General features: G+C 62.7%; 25 protein-coding genes and 1 tRNA gene. 15 read left to right on the top strand and 11 right to left on the bottom strand.

Features of this window, described 5'->3' with window-relative positions:
- Window positions 1–135: 135 nt before the first annotated feature.
- Window positions 136–918, bottom strand: a complete 783-nt coding sequence (locus H8A92_RS04865) for a MetQ/NlpA family ABC transporter substrate-binding protein (RefSeq protein ID WP_229194721.1) — start codon at window positions 916–918, stop codon at window positions 136–138.
- Between the two features lie 554 nt (window positions 919–1,472).
- Here H8A92_RS04865 and H8A92_RS04870 point away from each other — a divergent pair.
- The 4 genes from H8A92_RS04870 to H8A92_RS04885 are packed head-to-tail and all read left to right on the top strand — an operon-like array spanning window position 1,473 to window position 5,751.
- Entirely contained in the window at window positions 1,473–2,561 is a 1,089-nt protein-coding gene (locus H8A92_RS04870; protein ID WP_229194722.1) for a taurine ABC transporter substrate-binding protein, read from the top strand.
- Complete coding sequence (locus H8A92_RS04875) at window positions 2,558–3,328, top strand: ABC transporter permease (RefSeq protein ID WP_229194723.1); 771 nt, start codon at window positions 2,558–2,560, stop codon at window positions 3,326–3,328. The genes H8A92_RS04870 and H8A92_RS04875 overlap by 4 nt, the downstream gene beginning before the upstream one ends.
- Window position 3,329: 1 nt before the next feature.
- Window positions 3,330–4,154: an ABC transporter ATP-binding protein gene (locus H8A92_RS04880; protein ID WP_229194724.1), complete on the top strand. Its 825-nt coding sequence runs from the start codon at window positions 3,330–3,332 to the stop codon at window positions 4,152–4,154.
- Between the two features lie 55 nt (window positions 4,155–4,209).
- Window positions 4,210–5,751, top strand: a complete 1,542-nt coding sequence (locus H8A92_RS04885; RefSeq protein WP_229194725.1) for an ABC transporter substrate-binding protein — start codon at window positions 4,210–4,212, stop codon at window positions 5,749–5,751.
- A 31-nt stretch (window positions 5,752–5,782) separates the two neighbouring features.
- Here H8A92_RS04885 and H8A92_RS04890 read toward each other — a convergent pair whose 3' ends face one another.
- The 3 genes from H8A92_RS04890 to H8A92_RS04900 all read right to left on the bottom strand — a co-directional run bounded on the left by H8A92_RS04890 (window position 5,783) and on the right by H8A92_RS04900 (window position 7,745).
- Window positions 5,783–6,664 (bottom strand): alpha/beta fold hydrolase, encoded by an 882-nt coding sequence (locus tag H8A92_RS04890; protein ID WP_229194726.1) that lies wholly within the window; start codon window positions 6,662–6,664, stop codon window positions 5,783–5,785.
- A 101-nt stretch (window positions 6,665–6,765) separates the two neighbouring features.
- Window positions 6,766–7,425 carry an alpha/beta hydrolase gene (locus H8A92_RS04895; protein ID WP_229194789.1) on the bottom strand — a complete coding sequence of 220 codons (660 nt, stop codon included), beginning with the start codon at window positions 7,423–7,425 and terminating at the stop codon, window positions 6,766–6,768.
- Window positions 7,383–7,745, bottom strand: a complete 363-nt coding sequence (locus tag H8A92_RS04900; protein WP_229194791.1) for a hypothetical protein — start codon at window positions 7,743–7,745, stop codon at window positions 7,383–7,385. Before H8A92_RS04900 ends, H8A92_RS04895 begins: the two co-directional genes overlap by 43 nt.
- A gap of 197 nt (window positions 7,746–7,942) precedes the next feature.
- On the opposite strand from H8A92_RS04900, the gene H8A92_RS04905 reads away from it, so the two are divergent.
- Complete coding sequence (locus tag H8A92_RS04905) at window positions 7,943–8,983, top strand: helix-turn-helix domain-containing protein (RefSeq protein WP_229194727.1); 1,041 nt, start codon at window positions 7,943–7,945, stop codon at window positions 8,981–8,983.
- A gap of 285 nt (window positions 8,984–9,268) precedes the next feature.
- Here H8A92_RS04905 and H8A92_RS04910 read toward each other — a convergent pair.
- Window positions 9,269–9,345 (bottom strand) — tRNA-Met (locus H8A92_RS04910).
- Window positions 9,346–9,661: 316 nt separating this feature from the next.
- Here H8A92_RS04910 and H8A92_RS04915 point away from each other — a divergent pair.
- Entirely contained in the window at window positions 9,662–11,095 is a 1,434-nt protein-coding gene (locus H8A92_RS04915; RefSeq protein ID WP_229194728.1) for an aldehyde dehydrogenase family protein, read from the top strand.
- A gap of 119 nt (window positions 11,096–11,214) precedes the next feature.
- Complete coding sequence (locus tag H8A92_RS04920) at window positions 11,215–12,843, top strand: GMC family oxidoreductase (RefSeq protein WP_229194729.1); 1,629 nt, start codon at window positions 11,215–11,217, stop codon at window positions 12,841–12,843.
- Between the two features lie 503 nt (window positions 12,844–13,346).
- Here the strand turns inward: H8A92_RS04920 and H8A92_RS04925 are convergent.
- The 4 genes from H8A92_RS04925 to H8A92_RS04940 all read right to left on the bottom strand — a co-directional run bounded on the left by H8A92_RS04925 (window position 13,347) and on the right by H8A92_RS04940 (window position 17,958).
- On the bottom strand, window positions 13,347–15,011 hold the full coding sequence (locus H8A92_RS04925; protein ID WP_229194730.1) for an alpha/beta hydrolase domain-containing protein: 1,665 nt from the start codon (window positions 15,009–15,011) through the stop codon (window positions 13,347–13,349).
- A gap of 49 nt (window positions 15,012–15,060) precedes the next feature.
- A complete protein-coding gene (locus H8A92_RS04930; RefSeq protein ID WP_229194731.1) occupies window positions 15,061–15,579 on the bottom strand; it encodes a hypothetical protein in 519 nt (172 codons plus the stop codon).
- 392 nt (window positions 15,580–15,971) lie between these two features.
- Window positions 15,972–16,928 carry an alpha/beta fold hydrolase gene (locus H8A92_RS04935; RefSeq protein ID WP_229194732.1) on the bottom strand — a complete coding sequence of 319 codons (957 nt, stop codon included), beginning with the start codon at window positions 16,926–16,928 and terminating at the stop codon, window positions 15,972–15,974.
- Between the two features lie 403 nt (window positions 16,929–17,331).
- The gene (locus tag H8A92_RS04940; RefSeq protein ID WP_229194733.1) at window positions 17,332–17,958 is read right to left on the bottom strand and encodes a hypothetical protein; all 627 of its coding nucleotides are present in this window, start codon (window positions 17,956–17,958) and stop codon (window positions 17,332–17,334) included.
- Between the two features lie 218 nt (window positions 17,959–18,176).
- Between H8A92_RS04940 and H8A92_RS04945 the strand changes: the two genes are divergently transcribed.
- Entirely contained in the window at window positions 18,177–18,617 is a 441-nt protein-coding gene (locus tag H8A92_RS04945) for a hypothetical protein (RefSeq protein WP_229194734.1), read from the top strand.
- Between the two features lie 99 nt (window positions 18,618–18,716).
- Here H8A92_RS04945 and H8A92_RS04950 read toward each other — a convergent pair whose 3' ends face one another.
- A complete protein-coding gene (locus tag H8A92_RS04950) occupies window positions 18,717–19,478 on the bottom strand; it encodes an SDR family NAD(P)-dependent oxidoreductase (protein ID WP_229194735.1) in 762 nt (253 codons plus the stop codon).
- A 107-nt stretch (window positions 19,479–19,585) separates the two neighbouring features.
- On the opposite strand from H8A92_RS04950, the gene H8A92_RS04955 reads away from it, so the two are divergent.
- From H8A92_RS04955 to H8A92_RS04965, 3 genes are all read left to right on the top strand, one after another.
- Window positions 19,586–20,101, top strand: coding sequence for a CvpA family protein (locus H8A92_RS04955; RefSeq protein WP_229194736.1), 516 nt, complete (start codon window positions 19,586–19,588; stop codon window positions 20,099–20,101).
- A gap of 231 nt (window positions 20,102–20,332) precedes the next feature.
- A complete protein-coding gene (locus tag H8A92_RS04960) occupies window positions 20,333–21,115 on the top strand; it encodes an SDR family oxidoreductase (protein ID WP_163161212.1) in 783 nt (260 codons plus the stop codon).
- Window positions 21,112–22,101: an NADPH:quinone reductase gene (locus tag H8A92_RS04965; protein WP_229194737.1), complete on the top strand. Its 990-nt coding sequence runs from the start codon at window positions 21,112–21,114 to the stop codon at window positions 22,099–22,101. The genes H8A92_RS04960 and H8A92_RS04965 overlap by 4 nt, the downstream gene beginning before the upstream one ends.
- A 6-nt stretch (window positions 22,102–22,107) precedes the next feature.
- Here the strand turns inward: H8A92_RS04965 and H8A92_RS04970 are convergent, their stop codons facing one another.
- Window positions 22,108–22,521, bottom strand: coding sequence for a DUF3775 domain-containing protein (locus H8A92_RS04970; protein WP_229194738.1), 414 nt, complete (start codon window positions 22,519–22,521; stop codon window positions 22,108–22,110).
- A 119-nt stretch (window positions 22,522–22,640) separates the two neighbouring features.
- On the opposite strand from H8A92_RS04970, the gene H8A92_RS04975 reads away from it, so the two are divergent.
- The 4 genes from H8A92_RS04975 to H8A92_RS04990 all read left to right on the top strand — a co-directional run bounded on the left by H8A92_RS04975 (window position 22,641) and on the right by H8A92_RS04990 (window position 26,337).
- Window positions 22,641–23,489, top strand: coding sequence for an MBL fold metallo-hydrolase (locus H8A92_RS04975; RefSeq protein WP_229194739.1), 849 nt, complete (start codon window positions 22,641–22,643; stop codon window positions 23,487–23,489).
- Window positions 23,490–23,629: 140 nt separating this feature from the next.
- A complete protein-coding gene (locus H8A92_RS04980; protein WP_229194740.1) occupies window positions 23,630–24,472 on the top strand; it encodes a fumarylacetoacetate hydrolase family protein in 843 nt (280 codons plus the stop codon).
- Between the two features lie 149 nt (window positions 24,473–24,621).
- Window positions 24,622–25,236, top strand: coding sequence for a glutathione S-transferase family protein (locus H8A92_RS04985; protein ID WP_229194741.1), 615 nt, complete (start codon window positions 24,622–24,624; stop codon window positions 25,234–25,236).
- A gap of 228 nt (window positions 25,237–25,464) precedes the next feature.
- Entirely contained in the window at window positions 25,465–26,337 is an 873-nt protein-coding gene (locus H8A92_RS04990; protein ID WP_229194742.1) for an MBL fold metallo-hydrolase, read from the top strand.
- The last annotated feature ends 5 nt before the right edge of the window (window positions 26,338–26,342 follow it).

The following is a 26,342-nucleotide window of genomic DNA, read 5'->3' on the forward strand; positions in this document are numbered from 1 at the left end:
GGTTGAACAGGGGATACGGCGCGCGCATGGCGGCAGATGGATACGGCTTCAGCATTGCCTACGATGTCGTTGGCGGGACAGCACGCCCCTTCCGGACCGAAGCTACGCCCGCAACGGCGCAACCCGTTTGATGCCTTAAAACGCGGGGATCTGGCCGGGTAACTTGTCCTTGATGAGCTGCCGGATAGTATCGTTCTGATAGGCCTGCACCAGCTTGGCGACCCAGGGGGCATTCTTGTCGCGCTCGCGAACTGCGATGAAATTGTTGTACGGATTGTTGACGGAGGATTCGATCGCGATCGAATCCTTGCCCGGGATCAGCCCGGCCGCTACGGCATAGTTGGTGTTGATCACCGCCGCGTCGACGTCGTCAAGGCTGCGCGGGAGCTGGGCTGCATCGATCTCGCGGATCTTGAGCTTCCTCGGATTGTCGACAATGTCCAGCACGGTCGGCAAGATGCCGACCCCATCCTTGAGCTTGATCAGGTTTTGAGTCTGCAGCAGCAGGAGCGCGCGGCCGCCGTTGGACGGATCGTTCGGAATCCCGATCGATGATTCATCCCTGATCTCGGAGACCGATTTTGCCGTTTTGGAGTAGAGGCCGATCGGCGCAACGATGGTCACACCCACCGGAGTGATCTTGTAGCCTCTTGTCTTGGTCTGATTGTCGAGGAACGGCCTGTGCTGGAACGCATTGGCGTCGAGATCGCCGGCATCAAGCGCGGCATTCGGCAGCAGGTAATCGTTGAATACCACCACCTGGACGTCGAGCCCGTCCTTGGCCGCGATCTCCTTCACCTTCGCCCAGACGATTTCGGAATCACCGCCGGATATTCCGACCTTGACCTTCTGATCCGCAAAAGCGGGTGCGGCAAGGAGAACGACTCCGGCAACAAGTGCGAGCAGGCTGTTTTTCATTGTCGCGCGTTCTTACAATTGTGGTGAATGGAGGTAGCGCATGATGCGAAAAATTTCGCGCGCGCTCAATGAAACTCTAAACCAAAGATGATTTCCGGAATGGAAGAACCATGCTCCGAGCATTGCGCGCCGTGGCGACATTCTTTCGTCCGCGGCGACAACATTCTGTGCACTCAACGCAGCCGCTGGGTACCACCAATCACCCAAGACGCGTCAATTGCGGTCAAGAAAAGCTCTGCGCGAAGCCGGCAACCACGCAGCCGAGAGCGATACCAGCAGCGACGACAATAAGCGCTTCATGTGAGCTTCCTTCGAGACGCGGCGGATTTCATCCGGATTTTGCGACGCCGGGCGTCTGCGCATTTGGGCGTTCGCGCTTGTCGCCGTCAATTCCAAATGGGCTCGCGAATTGAGATCAACGCAGCTGTCAGCGTCCCCCCGAAGAATGAATCTCATTCATCACGTGCGGCCGAAGCCCTATTCATTGCGTTCACCCACGGCACGCTGAAACGAATATCTTATTTTTCGACTGCGATTGACTCGACGCCACCGCGATGACGATCTGCACGCCTCATTCACGAAGGTGTAGCATGACGACATATATCCGCGCGAGCAGGCTGGGACGACGCGACGTGCTGCGACTGGGCCTCGGCGCGGGCGTGTTGTCACTGACGGCAGCACGCAGCCGCGCCCAGACCACGGCGAAGCCCGATGTCGTCCGCATCGGCTATCTGACGGCGGCGCGAGCCTGGGTGGTCGGCAAGACCGACGGCAGTTTCGACAAGGCGCTTGGTGTCAAGGTCGAGTGGGTACCGTTCCCGTCGGGCGGACCGGCGCTGTCGCTGCTTGCTGCCAAGCAGATCGATTTCGCGATCTTCGGTAACACGCCGATCGTGGCCGGGCTTTCGCGCAAACTGCCGATTCAGATCCTGGGCTCGCCGGAGATCGTCGCCACCAGCGAGCGGCTCGTCGCCAAGCCGGGCATCACCACGCTCAGGGATCTCGAAGGCAAGCGCATCGCAGTTGCTCCCTCCTCCACGATGGCCTTCGCGCTTGAAGCCCTGATCCGTATCAACAAGCTCGATGCCAGCAAGATCAAGCGCCTGCCCCTGAGCCAGCCGGACACGATCGCCGCATGGAAACGCGGCGACATCGACGCGACCTACATCAATGGTCCGTTCTGGGCGGAGCTTCTCGCGGACGGCGGCCGGCAATTGCTGGTCTCCGAACAGTTGCAGCCCTCAGGGGTCTTTGTCTGGAACAGCGCCGTGGTGCGGAGCGAGTTTGCCGAGCGATTCCCCGAGACGGCGGTGGCCTGGCTGCAGACCGTTCAAGCGCAATTCGACCGATACCGGTCCGACCCGGACGGCGTGTCGCGGATTCTGGCGAAGGATTTTGGCGCACCGTTCGAAGCCGTACGCGACACCCTGGCCGGGCTGCGCTATCCCACCTTTCAGGATCAGCTCAGTGCGAAATATTGGGGCGATGGGCCGGTCGCGGCAACGGATGCGCCGCTCATCAAGGCGCTCGGCGATGCCGCCGCCTTCCTCGCCGAGACAGGCGAGATCAAACGCGGCGACGTCCCCGCCTCATTCGTCCCGGCGGTGAACTACGCATTGCTGCGGCGCGCGTTCCCGTCTTGAACGCGAGCCGTCGTTTCCTGATCGGCCTGGCCGCGGTCGCCGGCATCACGCTGGCGTGGGAGATCGCCGGGCGGACTCATCTGGTCGAACCACTGTTGCTTCCGCCGCCATCCGAGATCGTGACGACCGCGATCGATCTGGCGCGGGACGGCTATCGTGGTACCCCGCTCTGGCAGCATCTGGCGCTCAGTCTCGCCCGCGCTCTGGGCGCGTTTGCGGCGGCGACGCTGGTCGGTGTGCCGCTCGGACTCGCCATGGGAGCAGCGCCGGGCTTTGGCGCCGTGCTCGATCCTTTCGTCCAGTTCCTGCGGCCGCTCCCGAAGCTCGCACTGATCCCCCTCGTGATCCTCTGGTTCGGCATCGGCGAAACCTCGAAGGTTCTTTTGATCTTCATTTCAGCCGCGCTCAGCATCATTGTCGGAACGGCAGCTGCGGTCAGCACCGTACAGAGACAACGGATTCGCGCCGGCCGGGCGCTTGGCGCTCACGGCCTGGCGTTGTTTCGCTACGTGATCCTGCCCCACATCCTGCCCGAGTTGTTCGTGACGCTGCGCCTGTCCTTCGGGATCGGCTGGACGACCCTGATCGCGGCCGAGATGATCGCCTCCGACGCCGGGATCGGCTGGATGGTCGTCAACGCCGGCTCCTATCTGCGCACTGACGTCGTCATGCTCGGCATCGTCATCCTCGGCGGCACAGGTTACGCGCTGGACCTGGCGCTCCTGGGGCTGCAGCGCTGGGCGGCCCCCTGGTCAGGGCGCGCCTGAGATGACGACCTCTCCATTGATCGTGCTTGAACACGTCGAGAAGCGCTTCGAAGACCGGCGCGCCCGACGCGAGACCGTCGCGCTCGACGGACTTTCGCTTGGCGTAGGCGAAGGCGAATTCGTATGCCTGCTGGGACCCAGCGGCTGCGGCAAATCAACCGTACTCGACCTGCTGGCGGGTTTCGAGCAACCCACGCGCGGCCGCGTGACGATCGACGGCAAGCCGGTCGGACGCCCGTCCCCCGATCGCGGCATCGTGTTTCAGGAAGCGACGCTGTTCCCGTGGTTGTCCGTCATCGACAACATCACCTTCGCATCGCGTCTGGCCGGCCGGCCGGCGTCCGAATATCGACCCCGGGCGCAAGAGCTGATCGAGATGATGGGCCTGCGCGGCTTCGAGCATCATGCCGTCTATGAGCTATCCGGTGGAATGCGCCAGCGCGTCGCGATCGCCCGCGCCTGGATATCGCAGCCGCTGCTTCTCTTGATGGACGAGCCATTCGGGGCGCTGGATGCCCAGACCCGGCTCGCGATGCAAGAGCTGCTGCTCGCCGCACGCGAGCAACGTCGCTCCACCGTCCTGTTCGTCACGCACGACATCGAAGAAGCGCTGTTCCTGTCGGACCGCATCGCCATCATGAGCGGCCGCCCTGGTCGTATCGTCGAAGAGATCATCGTCCCCTATCCGCGTCCACGCGCCTATCAGGAAATCATTGCGATGCGCTCGTTCGGCGAACTGAAACGATCGATCCTGGCGACGCTGCGCGAACAGGCCGCACGCCCTCAACACGCAACAATGGAAAGCTTGGCACATGGTGACGACTGACGATCGTATCCGCGGTCTCATTGATCGGCGAAGTGTCCTTAAGGCGGGGGCCGGCGTGCTCGCGCTTCCGCTCGCCGGCTCGCCTTTGCCGGCGGCCGAATCCCGGCGTGGCGGCACGCTGACTGTCGTCACACAGGGGGAACCGCGAACGCTCGTCCCCTTGCTCGACACCAACACGCAGACCCGCAATATCAGCACCAAGGTCACCGAGGGTCTGCTGGCCTACGATGCAGACTTCACACCGCGTCCGCTTCTGGCGACGGCCTGGAAATCGAGCGCAGACGGGCTCGAATATGGCTTCACCCTGCGTCCCAGCGTGAAATGGCACGATGGCGCGGACTTCACGTCCGCCGACGTCCAGTTTTCGCTGCAGGCGCTGCAAAAGGTCGGGCCGCGCGGACGGATCAGCTTCGCCAATCTCGATCGCGTCGAAACGCCTGATGCGCTGACCGCCGTGGTGAAACTGTCGAAGCCGACACCCTACTTCCTGAAGGCGCTCGCAGCTGCGGAATCGCCGATCGTTCCGCGTCACGCCTATCAGCCCGATAATCTCGACGGCAGCCCCAACAACAACGCACCGATCGGAACCGGGCCATTCATCTTCGAGGAATGGAAACGCGGCAGCCACGTCAGCCTGCGCCGGAACCCGCAATATTGGCGGCCCGAGCGGCCCTTTCTGGATCGGGTGGTGGTCAAGTTCGTTGGTGATCCAGCCGCAGCCTCCACGGCGCTTGAAACGGGAGAAGCCGACACCAGCGGCAGCATTTCGCTCGGCGATGTGAAACGGCTGGCAGAGGGCGGCAAGCTTGTCGTCTCGTCGCAGCGAGACGCCTATCTCAACAACGCCGCCGTGCTGGAGTTCAGCCTCGACAACCAGTACCTCGCGCAACGCGCCGTGCGGCACGCCATCGCGCGCACGATCGATCGCGATTTCATCCGGCAATGGATCTATTACGGCTATGCCAGCCGGATTCGCTCGCCGATTCCGGAAGTGCTTTCATCCTATTTCGACCCGACGAGCTTCGACCATCCCTTCAATCTCGACGAGGCCAATCGCCTTCTCGATGAGGCGGGATTAAAGCGCGGAAGCGGCGGCATCCGGTTTGCGCTGAAGCTGACCTTCATTCCGGGGGCCGCGTTCAAGGCCACTGCCGGCTACCTGCGATCCGCCCTCGGTCGTGCCGGCATCCGCGTCGATATCCTCGATGGTGATCTCGGCACCTTCATCAAGCGGGTCTATTACGACCGTGATTTCGACATCAACCTCAATGGACTCGGCCTGCTGTTCGACCCGACGGTTGGCGTGCAGCGGATCTACTGGTCCGACGGGATCAAGCACCCGCTGCCCTATGTCAATGCGGCCCACTACAATAACCCGGTGGTTGATGAGCTGTTCCGGCAAGCGGCTACGGAGCGTGACGAAGCCCGGCGCTCGGATCAATTCCGGCAGATCCAAAAGATCGCCAGTGACGACCTGCCAGCCTTGCCCCTGGTGGCGCTGGAGACAACCCTCGTCAGCAATGCGCGTGTGCGCAATCTTTACAACAGCATCGACCTGACCGCGGGAGATTTTTCCGACGCCTGGCTCGACCGGTGATCCCGGCGCCTCGATCGAGGCCTCCGCTCAATCACCCGAGCTTGCGTGCGAGAAATGAACTGATGGCGTCGAGCACGGCGTCAGGCCGCTCTTCCGGTTGAAGATGACCGCCCGGGATAGCCCGGCCATCAACATCGACAGCCCAGTTCCTCCAGATCTGAAGCGGCGTGTCCGTCTCGCCAAATCGGCCCTGTTCCCACAGCACCAACACAGGACAATCGAGGATTCGCCCGGCGGCGCGATCGGCAAGATAGTGCTCGTGGTCGAGACTGGCGCCGGAGCGATAATCCTGCATCATCGCGTGCCGCACCTCGGGCCGGCGAAATGCTTCGCGATAGGCGGCGCGGGCCTCATCCGACAGGGCATCGAAATCCTTGGCCATTCTTCGCAACGTACAGTCCAGGAAGAAGTCGGGATCACCGCTCAACAGCCGTTCGGGCAGGTCATAGGGCTGCGCGAACAGCAGCCAGTGATAGGCGCCGAGCGCAAAACCCTTGCCGGCGCGCGCCCAGACCTCGCTGGTCGGGATCACCGTCAGCGATACGAAAGCCTGCACCGTTCCGGGATGGTCCAGCGCCAACCGGTAGCCGACTCGTGCACCGCGGTCGTGCCCGATGACGGCGAAGCGATCGAAACCGAACTGCTTCATTACCGCGAGCTGGTCGCGCGCCATCGTCCGCTTGGAATAAGCCGATGCATCGACAAGCTGCGGACCGCGGCTGTCGCCATATCCCCGCAGATCAGTCGCGACCACGGTGTGGTTGCGCGCCAGGACCGGGGCGATACGATGCCAAGCGACGTGGGTCTGCGGGTACCCATGGAGCAGAAGCAGGGGAGGACCGCTCCCACCTATGAACGAGGCGATCGTGGCACCGTCGGTCTCGACATCGTGACGCTCGAATCCTTCAAACATGGCAGCTGTCCCGTCATCGTTCGACAGATACCTTGTTAGTCGACCTTTGCGCGGTCCGCCAGAAATCCAACTACGGGACGGCCGGACGAGCGCGAAGCCGTTCAGCGATCGATGCCCCCGTTCACGAACGCCGCAATCTCCCGCAATGCCTCGGTCGCCTCGGGAAACAAGCCAAGAAAAGCGTGCCAGACGTGGGCAAGCTCCGGCCAAATGCTCAGATTGACCCGAACGCCGGCCTCCGCGAGCCGCGCTGCGAAATTTCGGCTGTCATAGGCGAGTGTCTCGATTGCACTCACCTGCAACAGGGTCGGTGGAAATCCGGTGAGCAGCGCGTGCGGTCCACGAACCGGCGAGACGCGATAATCCGACGGAACTTCCCCCGGACCGAGATACGCGGCGGTGGCGGCAGCGAGAGATTCCGCCGTCACAATCTGGTCGTCTATTGCAGTTCGGTCCGGCGGCGACTGATTGTCGAGGGTGCCGGCGATTAGTACCAGGCGATCGGGCGTGCGCGCGCCCCTGGCCACCAATTCCAGGCAGGTCGCGGCGGCCAGATTTCCGCCCGCTGAATCGCCGACCAGACTGAGATGCACCTGCGCTTCGTGCTCTCCCTGACGGTGCGCATCAGGTCCATGGCGCGAAGCCCAGTCGAAGGCAGTGATGCAATCGTCCAGGCCCGCGGGAAAGCGATGCTCCGGAGCCAGACGATAATCAACCATCAGAACGGCCGCGCCGGAGAGTCTGGCCAGCGCGCCCGCGATGGCTCGATAGTCGTGAGGACAGCCACCGACCCACCCGCCCCGTGGATGTAAACCAGGCGACGAGCAAGATCGGCCTCGGGCGCAACGACCCACTCCGCCGACACTCCTCCGGCATCGACAGGCACAACCTTGACGTCGTCAAGCGCCGGTGCCGCGCCGACATCGCCGTAGCGCGGCATCAGGGCTCTGATCACGGCAACGAATTGCAGGAGAGGATCGGACACCCCTGTGAGATCAGCCGACGCGGCAAGCCCGGCGAGATGTGCGAAGGCCTGCTCAAGTTCCGGCCGACGCTGGCGCGGCGGGGTGATCTGATCCATCGGATGGCTCCATGGCTGTCAAGTTGCCGTCAGAGCCTAGCCGCAGGTACGATGCCGTACGCGGACCTAAGCGTGCGTGCTGGGGGGACAAAAGCGACCAGAAAACCGGGCCGACGGTTGATTCCGCCCTGAGCAAATTGCGATCCTTCCCGTTTACCCCTAGGATCAAGACGACGGCTCGGCGGTTGCGAGGCTTCATGCGTCAGCACATGCCATTCGAATGGATCACTCGGCACGTCAGCGGCGTGGTCCGCCAAGGCCTGCCGTTCGAGCAGATGATGGCGGCATCGCTGATCGACTTGCGTTACGGGGACAACCGCGACGTGGTCGGTCCAGCGCAGTATCTGTTGCTGTGTCTGAACACCGCGCTGGCGATCGGTGATGCGGCCCATGGCTTGACGCGCGCCCGCATCGATCCCGCCTACACGGCTCTCGGGCTGAGAGTAGCCCTTGGCTCCGCGGCGCTGGAGGACGCGATCCTGTCGGTCGAGCGGCTCTATAGGGCCGCGTCCAGCGCCGTTCGGATCGAGCTGAAAACCACAAGCGACCTGGCGATCCTGAATGTCCGCGCTGACTCGGCGCGAGACGCGGACGCCGTTCTGCTCGAGGATATCTACCTCAGCTGGGTGTTCATGCATTGCATGTACTTTCTCGGAACGGCGATGCCGGTCGTCGATGTGACGACCCGCGATACGTTTCACTTCAATCTCGGCCAACGCCACTTCGCCATTGGTGCTCCCGTGCGCCACGGGGCCGTCACCGGCATGCGGTTTGCGCGCACCCTGCTCGGCAAGCGCGGCACGGGCCGGGCTGGGACCAACCCGCACTGGGAGTGCTTTCGATTGTGGCTCGACCTTGTCGAGCCGGAAGACCTGTCGCTCCATGGCTGCGGGGGTCTAGGCGATGGCGGCCGGCCACGGTTGAAGGATCTCGCCGAGAAGGCCGGCGTCAGCGCGTCTACACTGCGGCGGCGGCTGGGGATCGGCGGCGGATTTCGTCACGCGCGCGAACGCACCCTGGCTCAGTCCGCGATTCGCCGACTGCGAGATTCCGACGACAGCATCGAAGCGATCGCGGCGGAGCTCGGCTATTCCGACGCGAGGAGCCTGCGCCGGTTTCTGAAGAACGCGACCGGTTCAACGCCAAGCCAAATTCGCGCCGGTAGCTTCTTGTCGCGCGACGATGACGATGCCGTTCGCAGGCGGCTGCAGACGCTCGGCGCAATGATGGGAGCCTGACGAAGGGGCAAACGCGCGGGGAGCCCGCCGGCCGAATGCAATGGCCGACCGGCGAGGACGACGCATTGCACCTCAATGCAACGGCGCTCGTGATCGACGCGGCTGCGGACTCAGGTTGAGTGATCACGCGCCACGCACGACGAAACAGTCGAGGTAAAAGGGCTCCGCGCGATGGCTCGTCGTGATTTGAACCTACGAGCTAAGTCACCGAGACTGTTACGCTCGATTGGACGGCAAAATAAAGCCCCAGCAAACCATTGAGGTTGCTGAGGCTTTTTACAAACTTGGTTGCGGGGATAGGATTTGAACCTATGACCTTCAGGTTATGAGCCTGACGAGCTACCGGGCTGCTCCACCCCGCGTTAAACCGTTGCGTGCCTTGCAGAAGGAGTGCCCGAACCGGCCGGCCAACGCTGATAACGGCGCCGATCGATCCGTCCGGAGGGCTTCCTGAGAAGGCGACCCGGGCCGAAGCCGTCGGGTGCGGGGCGTATGTATCAATGTGAGGTCGGTTTGGAAAGCCCCGGATGTGGGTTTTTGAGGATTTTGTGACGTCGGAATCACCGGTTTCCTCGGCAAATTTACCGCCGGGAACCGGGTCTTGCCAGATCGTGCGCAAAAGCAGAGCTTGGCGCCCAACAAAGTCCGTCAAGGAAATGTCATCCAAGGGGAAACGCCATGGACCGGCCATTGAAGAGCCCGGGGCTATATGCGCTTGAGGAGGCCTTCCAGCGCCAGTTCGGGCTCTCGCGCAGCGAGCCGGCGCCGACATTGCAGGCACGGCTCGACCGGCTGCGCCGCCTGCGCGCCGCACTGACCGAGAACGAGCCGCGATTCGAGGCGGCGATCTCGGCCGATTTCGGCCACCGCTCAACCGTCGAGACCGCGATCGCCGAGACCATGCTGGTGCTCGGCGAGATCAAGCACGCCGCCAAGCACCTCAAGGGCTGGATGGCACCCGAGAGGATACCGACCACCGTGCAGTTCGCACCGGCCAGGAACCGGCTGATGCCGCAGCCGCTCGGCGTGGTCGGGATCATCTCGCCATGGAATTATCCGTTGCAGTTGACGCTGGCGCCCGCCGTCGCCGCGATCGCGGCCGGCAACCGCGCCATCATCAAGCCGAGCGAGCTGGTGCCGCGGTTCTCCGAACTGCTGGCCGAGGTGATCGAGAAGAAGTTCGACACCACCGAGCTTGCGGTCACCGATATCGACGACGACATCGCAAGAGCCTTCGCCGCCCTGCCGTTCGATCATCTGATCTTCACCGGCTCGACCCGCGTCGGCCGGCTGGTCGCCGAAGCCTGTGGCCGCAATTTGACGCCGGTCACGCTCGAACTCGGCGGCAAATCTCCCGTCATCGTCGACGGCTCCGCCGACATCGACGAGGCCGCGCAGCGCATCGCCTATGGCAAGCTGCTCAATGCCGGCCAGACCTGCATCGCGCCCGATTACGTGCTGGTGCCGCAGGGCTCGGTGCAGTCGCTTGCGATGCGGCTGCAGGGCCACATGCAGCAGATGTTCGGCACCGATCCCAGGAATCCGGACTACACCTCGATCGTCTCGGACCGGCACTACACACGGCTCGAGAGCCTGGTCGCCGATGCCGCAGCGAAGGGTGCGACCATTATGCAGCCGGCAGCGCCGAACGATGCAGAGTGGAAGGGCGTGCGCAAATTCCCGCCGACCGTGATCGTCGATGCGACGCCCGAGATGACCGTGATGCAGGAGGAGATCTTCGGGCCGCTGCTGCCGGTGATCGGCACGCGCGACGCCTCGGAGGCGATCGCCTTCATCAACAAGCGCGACCGCCCGCTGGCGCTGTACTGGTTCGGCACCGACAATGCGGCCCGCGACGAGGTGCTGGCGCGCACGGTGTCCGGCGGTGTCACCGTCAACGACTGCCTGTTCCATTTCGCGCAGGCCTACCAGCCGATGGGTGGCGTCGGCGCGTCGGGCAGCGGCGCCTATCACGGCGAATGGGGGTTCAAGACACTGACCAAGCTGAAGCCGATTTTCTACCGCTCGCGCTTCAACCGGCTCGCCGATCTCTATCCGCCCTACGGCGCGAAGGTCGCGCGGCTGGAGAAGCTGATGCGGCTACTGTCGTAGCCATTCATACCGTCATTGCGAGGAGCGAAGCGACGAAGCAATCCATGCTTCCGCTGCGGAAAGGTGGATTGCTTCGCTCCGCTCGCAATGACGGACAACAACGAAAACAAGGGGGAAACGTGACTGACACATTCGATTTCGTGGTGGTGGGAGCAGGCTCCGGCGGCTGCGCGGTGGCGGGACGGTTGTCGGAGGATCCGGCGACCTCGGTGGCGGTGCTCGATGCCGGCGGCAAGAACGACAATTGGGTGGTGACCACGCCCGGCGCCATCATTCTCATGCTCTCGAGCAAGCTCAACAACTGGGCGTTCGACACGGTGCCGCAGAAGGGCTTGAACGGCCGCATCGGCTATCAGCCGCGCGGCAAGGGCCTCGGCGGCTCGAGCGCCATCAATGCCATGGTCTATATCCGCGGTCATCGCGCTGATTACGACCATTGGGCTGCGCTCGGCAATACCGGCTGGAGCTACGCCGACGTCCTGCCTTACTTCAAGCGTTCGGAGAACAACACCGAGCTCGACGGCGAATATCACGGCAAGGGCGGCCCGCTCAACGTCACGGGCCTGCAGTCCGACAATCCGGTCAAGGAGACGTTCCTGCAGGGGGCGCGCGAGGCCCAGTTCCGGATCCGCGACGATTTCAACGGCGCCGAACAGGAAGGCCTCGGCATCTACCAGGTGACCCAGAAGAACGGAGAGCGCTGGAGCGCAGCGCGCGGCTATATCCATCCCCACATGGGCCGCCGGCCCAATTTGCGCATCGAGACGCAGGCGCAGGCGACCCGCATCATCTTCGAGGGCAAGCGCGCCGTCGGCATCGAGTACATGCAGGGCAAGGAGAAGAAGGTGCTGCGCGCGCGGCGCGAGGTCATCCTCTCGGCCGGTGCATTCCAGTCGCCGCAATTGATGATGCTGTCGGGCGTCGGCGACGCTGCGGCGCTCGGCAAGCACGGCATCGCAAGCCGGCATCATCTGCCTGGTGTCGGACAGAACCTGCAGGATCATCCCGATTTCGTGTTCGGCTTCGCCTCCGACGCACCTTATTTCTCGGGACTGTCGTGGAGCGGCATCGGGCGGATCGTCAAGGGGATCGGCCAATACCGGCGCGAACGGCGCGGCCCGATGACCTCGAACGTCGCCGAATGCGGCGGCTTCCTGAAGACGCGGCCTGAGCTCGACGTCCCCGATATCCAGCTGCATTTCTGCATGGCCATGGTGGAAGACCACGGCCGCAAGCCGCGCTGGGGCACCGGCTTCTCCTGCCATGTCTGCCTGCTGCGCCCGGCAAGCCGCGGCAGCGTCTGGCTGAACAGCGCCGATCCGCTGGCAGCCCCCGCGATCGATCCGAATTTCTTCGGCGAGGACAGCGACGTCGAGACCATGGTCGCGGGCTTCAAGATGACGAAGCGGCTGCTCGACACGCCGGCGCTGCGCGCGCTGCAGCAGAAGGACATGTTCACAGCGGATGTCCGCACGGACGACGATATCCGCAGCATCCTGCGGGCGCGCTCCGACACCGTCTATCACCCGGTCGGCACCTGCCGGATGGGCACCGGCGATCCGCTCGCGGTGGTCGATCCGACGCTGCGCGTGCATGGGCTCGAAGCCTTGCGCGTGGTCGATGCCTCGATCATGCCGACCCTGATCGGCGGCAATACCAATGCGCCGACCATCATGATCGGCGAGAAGGCCGCCGACATGATCAAGGCCGAGATGCGGGCGGGGTCATCAAATGCGCAGGGTGGGTAGCCCCCTCCTTGCACGGCTCGTGGCGGTGGGCATGGCGCAAGAGCGCCTTTGCCCACCCTGCCAAACTGCTGATAGCCCAACGCGATAGCCTGCCGCCGCGGAGCGCACCACCAAAATATCGAAAACAACCCCATGCACAGTAGCCGGCGGCTGCCGGCCGACACGCCGACTTGACTCGTCGGGCAAATCAGCGGCATACTTCGATTATCCAGAAATCGTGCAGACGCCCCTACGCCCGTAGCCCGGGCCCTTGACGCATGCGCATACCGGAAGCGCTTCATGGCGGACGCAGCATCGTCGGCAAAACCTCAGAGCCTCTCGAGCGAAGGATGCTGCGCGTTCAGGAAGAAGCTGTCGAGTTTCCGCGAAAAATAGCCAGCGCAGCTGTCGATCAGCTCCGCTCCAAATGCCTCTTTGCTCGGATGCGGCGTTCAGCAAGTGACGGAGCCCCTCTTACTCCATCCACTAGCTCGATGGCAGGCATAGGCTCCGGCTTGGCTCACTCAACGTGGCTCGGCATTCGTTGGTGCGGGCGCGAACAGGTTGGTCGACGCGGCTTCCTGAACGATCACTGCCGCGTCGTCCGGCAGCAGAAATCCACGCGCCAGCAGATCCTGGGCGGCGATCCGGACCCGGTTCACGTAATCGTCGCGGCCATGATAGCGCTCTTCGATCGACGGGCGGGCGTCACCGGTACGCTCTCGTTCCGCTTTCGTCGCTGCGAATGGCGAGAAGGACCCGATCAGCATGCAGGTGAATGTCTGCGGCTGGTTCTGGGCGCCATTGGTGCCGGTCGGCACCGCGACATCCGGCAGCCGCACGCCGCCAAGCGCATTGCCGTCCTGATCGCGCTTCGGCACTTGTATCACTGCGGCGGAAAGCCGAGTCGGAGCGCGCAGCGCAGGTGGCTCGCCGCCCGCGGCTTCAAGCGACATCAGTTCGCTGGCGGGCGGCTCGGTGCCGCGGCTTACCCAGGCGTCAAGGTGCAGCAGCAGGGCCCGCGACAGCGGCGACCAATCGAGGCGACCCGGCGTCAGTGTGCAGGCCGGTGCCTTGGGGGCGGGTACATGCGGGCCTCCCGCGATATCGTACATCCGCACATTGGCGGGCAGTGGCTGATCTGCGGTTCCGGACGCGCCCGTGCGGCCAAGCGAAGCGCGCAGCGAATAGTAGTCCGTGGTGGAGTTCACGAGTATCATCCTCGGAGGCATCTCGCCGCGCGCCTCGACCTTGGCCGTGATCTCGCCGATCGTGAGAGGTCCGTCATTCACACCGGGAAAATCCGGATTGTCGAATGTGGGAGCCCCCTCGGCGCTCGACATTGGTCCAAGGCCCGTCTGCAGGATCGGAAGAAGGCCGGCGGCCGAGACGAACACATGCATGCCGTCGAAGACGCGCCGGTTGCCCATCATGTTGAAGCCGTTCAGGAGAAAGGTCTTCAGGAATCGTCCATCCTGGGACCTGCCGCTCGCGAGCACGCGGTTGATCGTTCCCTCGAGCGGGTTGGGCGTTCCACCTTTGTCGGAGGCTGCATGCGCGAGGAAATCGGCGGCGTCGCGGACGATCGCAAAGCCCACTCCCTCGACGAAGCGTGTCTTGCCGTCTGCGTCGGCGAAAGACGGCAGCTCCGCGCCCTGTCCAAGCTCCCAAAAAACCTCCGCAACCGCGAAACCGTGGTCCTGCAGAAACCCGGTGCCTTGCTCCAGCGTACCCGGGAGAAACCGCACATCGCGTGGCGAGTTGTAGATTGCCTCGGCCCAGACCTGCCCGCGGTTGGGTACGTCCACCAGCAATGCGCCGTTTCCCTCGCGGGGAGCCGCCGGCATCATGAGAATGATCTTTGCGGCGTAGTCGACGCGACCGTGTTCGTTGCGCGACGCCTTGTCGATCCCCGGAATGGCCTCTTGCGGCGACAGGTCGCCGTGGATCCTGCCCTGCCAGATCACATAATCGCCGGCACGAAATGTGCCGTAAGGCTGCTTCGACGTGAACTCGATCCGGGTGACTTCCGCGCTCGCCGGCCGTGCCGTCGACATGAGGGTGAACAGGCAAAACAAGAACATCCCAGTCGGCCCGTTTCGACGGTGCGGCATGGGAATTCTCCATGGTCGATAGCGGATGGTTCCGGTCATTTTTTGATCACGATGCTCCGTATCAGAAGCGGACATCATGGATCGGCAATTTCCCGCCGGTCCATCGCCTGTCGCGAAGACCTTCTCACTCCATCCAATAGTCGATGTCGGTCTGATTGGCATTGACGCCGGCGTTCGGCTCGGACGGCCCATGGCTGCTGATGATGCCACGAATCCTGGCGAGGCTACCTGTGCCTCCAGTAATGACGCACGATGTCAGGTTCGTCAGCTTCCCGTCTCCACTGCTTTGGGCGACCAGAGATGTCCTGACAAAAAATTTGTCGCCATTCTCCAGTATCCAGACGTTGTAGATGAGGGCCGGACCATTGTTATCGATGTAGTCCGACATGCCGCGCGTCCACTGCTCCTTCAACCTCGACCCGTTGATGAGGGGAGCATCGTCTCCATAGGTCCGCCGAATTTCGAAGAGCCGGGCTTGATGTCCCGGAATGTCGCCAACGTCGATGACGTGTTGTTGGGTGTATACCGTCCGGGTTGCCGGCGTATCGTAGCTGACATGGTGCTTTTGCTGTGCCCCGGCGACCGGCTCTGTTAGAGCCATCGCGAGAGTGATCGTCATTCCAAGCGCGATATTGCGAAACATGCGTGACCTCTCATGCTGGATCCACAGAACCGTGAAGGTATCGGCGGACATTGTTTGTTGAAGATTCTCTCATCAACCGGTCGGCGCTCGGTAGCGACCGAGGCCCAACCAAAGCTGATTTCACCACGCTTTTCCGAGGTGCCATGGATCAGACCGATCGTCTAGAACGGGGCTTGGCTGCACGGGATTCGGCTCATCAATCTTTTTTGACAGCGCTTTGCCGTACAAGACATCTGCCCGCTACGCTTTGCCGTACAAGACATCTGCCCGCTACGCCGGTCATTGCGGTGCCCAACGCGGAGGTCGGCTACCGGCGAGGAGCGGAAATGTATCTGGTGAGTTAGGGTGGGCCCCACCAGCAATGGCGCCGATCTGCCGCAAAACTCGCTGAGTTAACCCATGAACTTTCTTATCAGACTCGCAATTTCTGCAGAGGCCTCATCCAGTGCGAAGTGTCCGGCTTGCAGTATGTTTATTTGAGCATTGGGCACATCGCGCCCAATCGCATCCGTTTCTCGAACCGAAAAGTTTGGGTCGTATCTCCCCCATAGCACAAGAGTGGGCGGCTTCTTTTCTCGCAGGTATTCTTGATACGCAGGATATTGTCCGACATTGCTCCGATAATCATAGAAGAGCTCGATTTGAATTTGCGCCATGCCAGGACGGGCAAGAAAGGCGGCTTCGTCCGTCCACAGATCAGGATTGTACCGGTCAGGGTGCGGTGAGTTCCCGAGGTGTCTCATCTTCGCGATTTCAGCGGACATAAGCCCTGCGCGAACTCGATCTTCATGAGAGGCTCTATCGGCCCAGAACGCTCGGCGCGGTGCCCAGATCTTTTCCTCAAGCCCTTCGTCATGGGCGACAGCGTTCTGCACGATCAGTGCGGCCACTCGATCGGGATGGGCAAGGGCCAAACGGTAGCCAATCGGGCCGCCGTAGTCCGACATATACATGGTGTACTTGGTGAGACGCAGCGTTTCCGTAAGTCTGTCAACGATATTTGCGAGATGTTCAAACGTGTACTGAAACTTCTCCGGCGGCGGCGCTTCTGAATGCCCGAAACCGGGATAGTCGGGAGCGATGAGATGGTATTTGTCGGCCAGTAGCGGAAAAAGCGGATCGAACATACGGGAGGAGGACGGAAAACCATGGAGCAAAAGGATTGCTGGCGCATCCTTCGGACCTGCCTCCCGGTAAAAGACGTTTACTCCATCAATCTGAACGAAGTGGTAGGTCACGGCCATGCTGTCGCGAACATCCTTTCCGCTCTGCGCCGCCGACAAACACGTCCAAAGTGCAAGAAGGAAGCCCGCGCCGACTAACCGGGAGAAGGTTTCCATAAACTTCATTCGAGCCTCATTCCGTCGCTGGATGATCATTTGCTGGCCGGCTTGAGCGCAGCGGCCAGATGGCGGGGGACGCGCAGGAAAGATCGAATGAAGAACCGGCCTATTCGGCTGCGGCGATGACAATCCTGTGATCGGCGTCGGCTGGCTGCTCGCCTGGTCAGGTCGCCACTTTAGGCGGATGCGAGTCGGCGCGCGTGCCCGTGGAAGGCTGCAAATCCATCCGTCGAGCTTTCCCAGCCGCTTACTACCCGGAGAGGATGGCAGCGGACCTCCATGTCGGCTTCGGGGTCACAAGCCGTCCATAGCGCCAAGCCAAGGGACTTCCGGTTACCCTCGAAGAACCGACCTTCCGGGTGGTCATCCAGACCGTCAGCTTAGGGCCAGTAACGGACACAGCGTGAGGCTACCGTTCGAGATCATCCGTTGCTGCACTGAGGCTGGAAGCAATTGCAAGCGCAAAGCAGGCAAGTACCGCCGATAAAAGTGCGGCGACGCCGTTCAGGACAAATATAATCTTGGCGAGATCGATCAATGGAATGGTTCGATCAAACGTCCATGGTCGTATCTCCGTGGTGAAAACGTATCCCATCCAGCCAAAGATGACGAGGCATCCGATCCCGCCCGCAACCTGAAAGACATCGAGCCTGACGGGCGAATTCGTCAAACGCCAACTGCGATAGATCGTGCCACCAAGTACAATCGTGCATCCCGCTACGCAGATCGTCAGTGCGGTGTCCTGACCAAGCATGATACTAGGCAACTCGATGCACGCTACGATCAGACCAACGCTGAGCGCCGATTTTAAATACCGTTCTAGCGCCTCGCTTACTCCGGCGGCGCTTCGATAGGCTTCGAGCGTGGAGCGAAGTGGCAGATCATGGCGACGCAGTGAGAAGATCGCAAAGAGAAGCCCCAATGGGCCGCCGATAATGGGAGCAACTGTTAGCGCTGCCCATGAGCGGAAGCCAAACAATGCAATCGCAGCCGAGACGATGGCTCCTAACACCGAAACAAGGACCGCGTACGGCATCGGCCGGACATCCAACATGGCTAGATCGTTGTGCATGGAAGACGTGCGCGGAGAACTCCTAATAATTGATGAATGAATAACCGTCCGCTTCGGGTCAAAAGGCGACAACGGCGGCTGACCGCGAGACTGTCCGCTTGGGGCCAATAGCTGCCCTTCAACTACCATTTTTGTGATGTTACAAATCACCCGACAACGCTTCGACCTCTTGAGTATGTGAAATGGCGCGAAGGCTGATCTTCATCATGGTCGCTCTAACGCTAACCGGGCTGTGCGCCTGCGCCACCGCTCCATGGGTAATCTACTGGTACGGCCTTCGACAGATTGAAGGTCGCCCAACCCCAGCCGTCCATAACGCTACCGCCGAACAGTTGGACCGTCTGTTCAAGAAATTAAAGATAACGCAGCCCGTTCAAATCGATCCGCTGTCGCCATACACGCCTTTTCTCCAAGGCGCACACCCAAACTCAAGCACCCGGTTAGCGTGGATCATTGCCCGGTCGCACAATGTAAGCCATTTGGGCGACCATCATGGAATGCTAGTTTGGCATCTGTCCGGTATGGCTTTGACGATTTGGCTCACGCGCAACTGGACACAGACAGAGTTGATTGCGAAGGCGGTCGAGTTAGAAGAGCCTATTGCGGCTTCAACTGCTCCGTAGGCAAACTTCCGCTTAGGGTCACAAGCCGACATCCCTGACGTCAAGCCAAGTGTCTGCTCGGCTTCTGTAAGCGGGCATCCCAGCTTATGAGTACGCACCCTAGTTCAACAGGAACCCGCCATCCACCGTCACCACGGTGCCGGTCATGTAGCGCGAGGCGTTGGAGGCAAGCAGCATGATCGCGCCATCGAGATCGGATTCGGCGCCGACGCGGCGCTGCGGAATCCGCTTTGCAAGGCGCTCGCCCGCCGGCGTCGACCAGAAATCGTGGTTCATCTCGGTGTCGATGTAGCCCGGTGCCAGCGCGTTGACGCGGATGTTGTTGCCCGCGAGCTCCAGCGCCATCGCCTTGGTGCCTTGGATCATGCCGGCCTTGGAGATCGCATAAGGCGAAACCGCTTTCAGCACGCCCTGCCCGAGCACCGAGGCGACGTTGACGATGTTGCCCGGCTGCTTGCGCAGGATCATCCGCCGCGCCAATTCGGTGGCGAGGAAGTAGGCGCCCTTCAGATTGGCGTTGATGACCGCATCCCAGTCCGCCTCGGTCTGCTCGGTCGACAACTTCTCGATCGCGATGCCGGCATTGTTGATCAGGACCGAGACCGGACCGAGCGCGGCTTCTGCGGCGTCGAGCGCTTTCGCAATGCCGGAAATATCCGCGACGTCCATCTGCACCGCGGCGGCGCGGCCGCCCTTGGCCTTGATCTCGTCCGCGAGGCTTTTCAGCTTCGCGGTCTGGCGCGCTGCCAGCACCACCGCAGCGCCATGCGCCGCCAGCACACGGGCGAATTGCCGCCCGAGCCCTTGCGAGGCGCCGGTGATGAGGATGATTTCTTTACTGACATCGAATAGGTCGGACATCGACAGGTTCCTGGATTGAAGCGGACGATTGATAGCTACAATTGTCCCTGATGTAAGCAGGTTTGATCAACCAGGGCACCGCAGGAGATTGGGCAGGACCTGCTTCCATGAACCTCTTCGACCTTGCCGTGACCATCGGGTTGCTGTTCGCGGTCGTGACCGGTTTCACGACCGGCCTGTTGCGCAGCGCGGTCACCATCCTTGCCTATCTCGTTGCCATGCCGCTCGCGGTCGCGGTGCTGGCGATGATCGGGCCCCACATCGCGACGCTGCCGTCCTCGCCGTTTCCGCCCAACGGGGTGCTGCTGTTCGCCCTCTTCCTGCTGATCGGCGTCATCCTCGGAAAAATGGCACGGACAATGCTCGACGACACCATCGGCTCGGAGATCGGGATCGGCGACCGCCTCGGCGGCGCGCTGCTCGGCGCCATCAGGGTCGGCCTCGTCGTGACCACACTGGTGCTGGTGTTCGATCAGCTGGTGCCGCTGGCCCGGCAGCCGCAATTCCTCAACGGATCGCAATTGCGGCCGTTGTTCTCCGCGGCTGGACAAGCCGGATTCCGGTCGTTGCCGCCCGAAGCCACCATGGCGATCGAGCGATTGCGGCGCGAGCAGCGAATATAAAGCGTTTTCGAGCGAAGTGGATACCGGTTCGCGTGAAGAAAACGCGTCAAAAATCAGAGCACCGTTCGGGTTCAATCGGAACGAAAGAGGCCTCTCCGATCTCGCTCACCCGCCTGTTCCGACCCGGCATGCACTTATGCATTGCACGTCCCTTACCGGCGCCCCCGAGCTTGGCTAGACTGCCGCCATCGAACCTTTACAAACCAACCCGACATCACAGGGAGCGAACTCGTGGATCTTGGAATCAAAGGCCGCCGCGCCATCGTCTGCGCATCGAGCAAGGGACTGGGCCGCGCCTGCGCGATCGCGCTCGCCAATGAGGGGGTGCATGTCACGCTGACGGCGCGCGGCGCCGAGGCGCTGAAGCAGACCGCCGACGAGATCCGTAAAGGCCATCCCGGCATCACCGTCACCGAGATCGTCGGCGACATCACGACCCCGGCAGGGCGCGAAGCCGTGCTCAAAGCCTGCCCCGATCCGGACATCCTGATCAACAATGCCGGCGGCCCGCCGCCCGGCGATTTCCGCAACTGGACTCGCGACGACTGGATCAAGGCGATCGACGCCAACATGCTGACGCCGATCGAGCTGATCAAGGCGACCGTCGACGGCATGATGGCGCGCAAGTTCGGCCGCATCGTCAACATCACCTCGGCAGCGGTGAAGGCGCCGATCGAAATTCTCGGCCTGTCCAACGGCGCCCGCGCCGGCCTCACCGGCTTCGTCGCCGGCCTGTCGCGCAAGACCGTGATCAACAACGTCACCATCAACGGCCTGCTGCCGGGCCCGTTCGACACCGACCGCCTTCGCGGCACCGCCAAGCCTGAGGCTGAAAAGCGCGGCATCTCGGCCGACCAGGTCTTGACCGAGCGCGCGAAGCTCAATCCCGCCGGCCGCTTCGGCCGTCCCGACGAGTTCGGCTATGCCTGCGCGTTCCTGTGCGGCGACAAGGCCGGCTTCATCACCGGGCAGAACATCCTGCTCGATGGCGGTGCCTTCCCGGGCACGTTATGAGAGCTGTTTGGTACGAACGAACCGGCGCGGCGCCGACGGTGCTCACCGTCGGCGAGATGCCGACGCCCGAGGCTGCGCCCGGCGAAGTCCGGGTACGCCTCGAGGCCTCCGGCGTCAATCCGGCCGATGTCGGCCGCCGCAGCGGCAACTATCGCGCGATGGAATTTCCACGCGTGATCCCAAACAGCGACGGCGCGGGAATCATCGACCAGGTCGGTGAAGGCGTCACCCGCTTTGCGGTCGGCGACCGCGTCTGGCTGTTCAACGGCCAGCGCAACGGCCGCGCCTTCGGCACCGCGGCCGAATACATCACGCTTGCCGATTATCTGGTGACGCCGCTGCCGCAGGACGTCTCGTTCGCGGCTGGGGCGACCCTCGGCATTCCCTGCATGACGGCGTGGTGCGCGCTGTTTGCCGACGGCCCGATCGCGGGGCAAACGGTGCTGGTCACCGGCGGCGCCGGCGCGGTCGGCCATTACGCCGTGCAACTTGCCAAATGGGGCGGCGCGCGCGCGATCGCGACGGTGAGCTCGGAGGTCAAGGACGTCGAGGCGCGGCTTGCCGGCGCCGACACCGTCGTCAACTACCGGACCGAGGACGTCGTCGCCAAGGTGATGGCCTTCACCGAGAACCGCGGCGTCGACCGTGTGATCGACGTCGATTTCGGCGGCAACCTTGCGACCACGCTGAAGCTCATGGCGACGAACTCGACGATCGCGGTCTATGCCACCAACGGCAACCGGACGCCTGTGCTGCCGGTGCGCGAATTGATGGAGAAGTGCATCACGCTGCGCTCGCTGGTGCTGTTCGCACTGCCGCCGCCGCTGCTCGTGGCCGCGCAGGCCGACATCACGAAGTGGCTGCAATCAGGCACGCGCGTGCACAACATCGCCGGGCAATTCGCCCTGGCCGAGACCGCCGACGCCCATCTCGCGGTCGAGAAGGGCGACAAGATCGGCACCGTGATCGTCGACTGCGCGCGATAGCGACATTTACTGGATCGGCGTGATGCGCTCATCGCTTGGCGCAAGGCCGAACTCGTCGAGCCCTTCGGCAAGGAAATCGCCGAGCATCGGCTCGCCCAGCAGATAGCTCGCGGTGCGGCCATTGCGGCCGCGCGCGGCTTCGCGGCGCAGATCGGCCCATTCCTCGATCGTGGCGTCGCCGCGGCCGAGCCGCATCAACGCGACGAGGTCGACCTGCTCGTCCTCGCTCAGCGCGTTAATGAAGCCGGTGATCTCGCGTGCGACCGGATCGCTGCCATCATCCTCCAGCACGTCGATCATCTCGTCATCCGTGCCGTTTGAGCCGGAGTCCGGATCGACGATCTCCTCCTTGACGTCGAATTCCCGCGCTTTCTCGATCAAGAAGCCAACCTTTTCAGGGGAAATTGTGAGTTCCGGCATTCGCGCACTCCTTCGTCCAACGAGGCGGTAACGCAGAAGGCGCCGACTTGATCCATTGCGTCGGCGCGCGGAAACCCGCATGGTCCAGCGAGAGAACAAAAAAGCAGAGGGCACGCCGCATGCAATGGACGATCGGCAAGGTCAAGATCACAAAAGTCGTCGAGCTCGAGACCGTCGGCAGCACGCGCTTCATCCTGCCGCTGGCCGGCCGGGAAGATATCCAGAGCCTGCCCTGGCTGACCCCGCATTTCGCCAATGAGGATGGCCGGCTGAAAATGTCGATCCATTCGCTGCTGGTGGAAACGCCGGAGCATCGCATCATCGTCGACACCGGGCTCGGCAACGACAAGCAGGGCCGCAACGTGCCGACCTGGAACAACCGCAGCGATCCGTTCCTGGAAAAACTGACCGCGGCCGGATTTGCCCCTGACAGCATCGACACCGTGCTGTGCACGCATCTGCATGTCGATCATGTCGGTTGGAACACGAAACTCGCCGGCGGCAAATGGGTGCCGACCTTCGCCAACGCGCGTTACGTATTTGGCAGGACTGAATACGAGCACTGGCGCGACCACAGCGACGATAGCGCGCATGCCGCCGTGTTCGCCGACTCGGTGAAGCCGATCGCGGATGCCGGCAAGGCCGAGCTGGTGCCGAGCGATCACCGCCTGACCGAGGAGATCACGCTGATCCCGACGCCGGGTCACAGCCCCGGCCATATGAGCATCCACATCAAGTCCGCTGGCGAGGAAGGGCTGCTGACCGGCGACGTCGCGCATCATCCCTGCCAGATGTATCATCTCGACTGGTCGTCGACTGCGGATTCCGACCAGAAGCAATCGGCCGCGACGCGGCGCGAGCTGTTCTCGCGCTTTGCCGATACGCCGACGCTGGTGATCGGCGGCCATTTCGATGCCGGCCACATCAAGCGCGACGGCGACGCCTTCAGGTTCATCGCGCTGGGATGATCGGCCCGAACCGGCCTTGAAATAAGGCTTGGCAGCAATGCAGCGCCCTCATGGCGGTTGAATTTCCGCCCGCGCTGTTCCATGAAGCGTGTCGAGGTATACCAGTAACAATCCTCAAGACACCGTAGGGAGTGATCAACATGAAGCTTGTTCGTTATGGCGAAAAGGGTGCGGAAAAGCCCGGGCTGATCGATAAATCCGGCCAGCTCCGCGACCTCTCGGCGCATCTGAAGGACCTGACGGGCGACGCCTATTCGCCGGAACAGCTGAAGAAGCTTGCTGCCCTCGATCCCGCCTCCCTGCCCGCCGTCTCCGGCAAGCCGCGCTTCGGCGCCCCGGTCACCGGCATCTCGAAATTCGTCGCGATCGGCCTCAACTATTCCGACCACGCCAAGGAAACCGGCGCCGCGATCCCGACTGAACCGATCATCTTCATGAAGGCGAATACCTCGCTGTCCGGCCCGAACGATGCGGTCGAGAAGCCGCGCGGCTCGACCAAGCTCGACTGGGAAGTCGAGATCGCCGCGATCATCGGCACCCGCGCCAAGTACGTCTCGGAAGCCGACGCGCTGAACCACGTCGCCGGTTATTGCGTCTGTAACGACGTCTCCGAGCGCAACTTCCAGACCGAGCGCCTCGGACAGTGGACCAAGGGCAAGTCGCACGACACGTTCGGTCCGGTCGGCCCGTGGCTCGTCACCAAGGACGAAATCGCCGACGTGCAGAACCTGTCGATGTGGCTCGACGTCAACGGCCAGCGCCGCCAGACCGGCTCGACCAAGACCATGATCTTCACGATGGCGAAGTGCATCTCCTACGTCTCGCAGTTCATGACGCTGCTGCCTGGTGACATCATCACGACCGGCACCCCGCCCGGCGTCGGTCTCGGCATGAAGCCGCCGACCTTCCTCAACGTCGGCGACGTCGTGACGCTCGGCATCGAAGGCCTCGGCGAGCAGCGCCAGGAAATCGTCGCGGCGTGAGGCTCGGCTAGCGCAACCACCGTCATTGCGAGGAGCTATAGCGACGAAGCAATCCATCTTTCCGCGTGTTCGGAAGCAATGGATTGCTTCGCTTCGCTCGCAATGACGGAGGTCCAAGACGTATCCCGCGCATTCTCAGAGGTGCATTCATGAAACTCACCTTCTCTCCCGCCTCCCCGTTCGCCCGCAAGGTGCGCATCGCGGCGATCGAGCTCGGCCTGATCGACAAGATCGAGTTCGTTCCGGCGACCGTTGCGCCCGGTACCGCCAACGACGAATATTCCAAGATCTCGCCGCTGAAGAAACTGCCGGTGCTGATCCTCGACCATGGCGACGTGATCCTGGATTCCTACGTCATCGTCGAATATCTCAACGAGATCGGCGGCGGCCGGCTGATCCCGGGCTATGGCCCGCGGCGCTGGCAGCTGAAGACCGATCACTCGCTGCTCAACGGCATGCTCGATTCCATGCTGCTGTGCCGCTATGAGAAGATGGTGCGGCCGCAGGGCTCGCTGTGGCAGGCCTGGTATGACGATCACTGGAACAGGGCCTGGGCCGGCATGGCGCGGTTCGAGAACCGGCCGGACGTGCTGAACGGCTCGTCGTTCGACATCGCGCAGATCGGCCTCGTTTGCGTGCTCGGCTATGCCGATTTCCGCTTCGCCGATTGCGGGTGGCGCAAGGCCTATCCCAAGCTCGACGCCTTCTACCAGAAAATGCTGGAACGGCCGTCGGTGAAGATCTCGGCGTCACCGCCGGCGTAGCCAAGGCAAAGCGCGGGGAGATTGACGATGCGCGCACGTCTGCCCGCAGCTGACGTCCCGGCGCGAGCCTTGCACTCGCGCCGGCGATTCCCGATCTCGATCTTGTGATGATGATGACGGCAGCCCGGTACGGCCGGCCGAACGAAGCCCTTGCGGCGATGGATATCCTCGCCAACATCATCATTCCCGCCGTGCGCGCCGCGCACCGACCTTATCCAAGGAATCACCATGAGCCTGAAATTTGCCGCCGGCGATCTCACCATTCATCGCATCGTGGAGGAGGAAGGACTGTTCCTGCCCGCGCACGACATGCTGCCCGGACTGACGCCCGAAGTGCTCGCCGAGAACCGCGCCTGGATGAAAGCGGCCGGTGCGCTCGACGACAGCGACACGCTGATCCTGGCGTTCCAGTCCTACATCGTGAAGACGCCGCACCACACCATTCTGATCGACAGCTGCATCGGCAATGACAAGCCGCGGCCGGGGCGGCCGAGCTGGAACATGAAGACCGACGACAACTATCTGCGCGGCCTCGCGGCGGCGGGTTTTTCGGTCGGCGACATCGACTATGTGATGTGCACGCATCTGCATGTCGACCATGTCGGCTGGAACACGCGGCTCGAGAACGGCCGCTGGGTGCCGACCTTCCCGAACGCGCGCTACGTGTTCGACAAGAGCGAGTTCGACTACTGGACCGCGACCAACGCCAAGGCCGAGGTCCCGCCGTTCGTCGACAGCGTGCTGCCGGTGGTGGAAGCCAAGCGGGCCGAACTGGTCGGCAACGATTTTGCGATCGGCGATCATATGCGCATCCTGCCGACGCCCGGCCACACCCCGGGCCATGTCGCCTTCACCTTCGGCCGCGGCAAGGATGACGCGGTGTTTGCCGGCGATTTGATGCACTCGCCGATCCAGACGCTCTATCCAGAGCTGTCGCCAAAGTTCGATGTCGACCCGACGCTGGCGGCAAAAACGCGCCGCAGCTTCCTGGAGCGCTATTGCGACACCGACACGCTGTGCTGCCCCGCGCACTTCCCCTCGCCGACGGTCGGCAAGATCAGGCGGAAGGGGAACGGGTACGTGTGCGAGACGGTGAAATAGGCGAA

This window comes from Bradyrhizobium acaciae (assembly GCF_020889785.1).
GTDB classification, from domain to species: Bacteria; Pseudomonadota; Alphaproteobacteria; order Rhizobiales; family Xanthobacteraceae; genus Bradyrhizobium; species Bradyrhizobium acaciae.

What these genes read in the sequence shown, in the direction of transcription:
- H8A92_RS04865 (WP_229194721.1), bottom strand. Translation starts at nt 918, where the DNA reads ATGAAAAACAGCCTGCTCGCACTTGTTGCCGGAGTCGTTCTCCTTGCC.
- H8A92_RS04870 (WP_229194722.1), top strand. Translation starts at nt 1,473, where the DNA reads ATGACGATCTGCACGCCTCATTCACGAAGGTGTAGCATGACGACATAT.
- H8A92_RS04880 (WP_229194724.1), top strand. Translation starts at nt 3,330, where the DNA reads ATGACGACCTCTCCATTGATCGTGCTTGAACACGTCGAGAAGCGCTTC.
- H8A92_RS04890 (WP_229194726.1), bottom strand. Translation starts at nt 6,664, where the DNA reads ATGTTTGAAGGATTCGAGCGTCACGATGTCGAGACCGACGGTGCCACG.
- H8A92_RS04900 (WP_229194791.1), bottom strand. Translation starts at nt 7,745, where the DNA reads ATGGATCAGATCACCCCGCCGCGCCAGCGTCGGCCGGAACTTGAGCAG.
- H8A92_RS04905 (WP_229194727.1), top strand. Translation starts at nt 7,943, where the DNA reads ATGCGTCAGCACATGCCATTCGAATGGATCACTCGGCACGTCAGCGGC.
- H8A92_RS04915 (WP_229194728.1), top strand. Translation starts at nt 9,662, where the DNA reads ATGGACCGGCCATTGAAGAGCCCGGGGCTATATGCGCTTGAGGAGGCC.
- H8A92_RS04925 (WP_229194730.1), bottom strand. Translation starts at nt 15,011, where the DNA reads ATGTCCGCTTCTGATACGGAGCATCGTGATCAAAAAATGACCGGAACC.
- H8A92_RS04930 (WP_229194731.1), bottom strand. Translation starts at nt 15,579, where the DNA reads ATGTTTCGCAATATCGCGCTTGGAATGACGATCACTCTCGCGATGGCT.
- H8A92_RS04935 (WP_229194732.1), bottom strand. Translation starts at nt 16,928, where the DNA reads ATGAAGTTTATGGAAACCTTCTCCCGGTTAGTCGGCGCGGGCTTCCTT.
- H8A92_RS04940 (WP_229194733.1), bottom strand. Translation starts at nt 17,958, where the DNA reads ATGCCGTACGCGGTCCTTGTTTCGGTGTTAGGAGCCATCGTCTCGGCT.
- H8A92_RS04945 (WP_229194734.1), top strand. Translation starts at nt 18,177, where the DNA reads ATGGCGCGAAGGCTGATCTTCATCATGGTCGCTCTAACGCTAACCGGG.
- H8A92_RS04950 (WP_229194735.1), bottom strand. Translation starts at nt 19,478, where the DNA reads ATGTCCGACCTATTCGATGTCAGTAAAGAAATCATCCTCATCACCGGC.
- H8A92_RS04955 (WP_229194736.1), top strand. Translation starts at nt 19,586, where the DNA reads ATGAACCTCTTCGACCTTGCCGTGACCATCGGGTTGCTGTTCGCGGTC.
- H8A92_RS04965 (WP_229194737.1), top strand. Translation starts at nt 21,112, where the DNA reads ATGAGAGCTGTTTGGTACGAACGAACCGGCGCGGCGCCGACGGTGCTC.
- H8A92_RS04970 (WP_229194738.1), bottom strand. Translation starts at nt 22,521, where the DNA reads ATGCCGGAACTCACAATTTCCCCTGAAAAGGTTGGCTTCTTGATCGAG.
- H8A92_RS04975 (WP_229194739.1), top strand. Translation starts at nt 22,641, where the DNA reads ATGCAATGGACGATCGGCAAGGTCAAGATCACAAAAGTCGTCGAGCTC.
- H8A92_RS04980 (WP_229194740.1), top strand. Translation starts at nt 23,630, where the DNA reads ATGAAGCTTGTTCGTTATGGCGAAAAGGGTGCGGAAAAGCCCGGGCTG.
- H8A92_RS04985 (WP_229194741.1), top strand. Translation starts at nt 24,622, where the DNA reads ATGAAACTCACCTTCTCTCCCGCCTCCCCGTTCGCCCGCAAGGTGCGC.
- H8A92_RS04990 (WP_229194742.1), top strand. Translation starts at nt 25,465, where the DNA reads ATGAGCCTGAAATTTGCCGCCGGCGATCTCACCATTCATCGCATCGTG.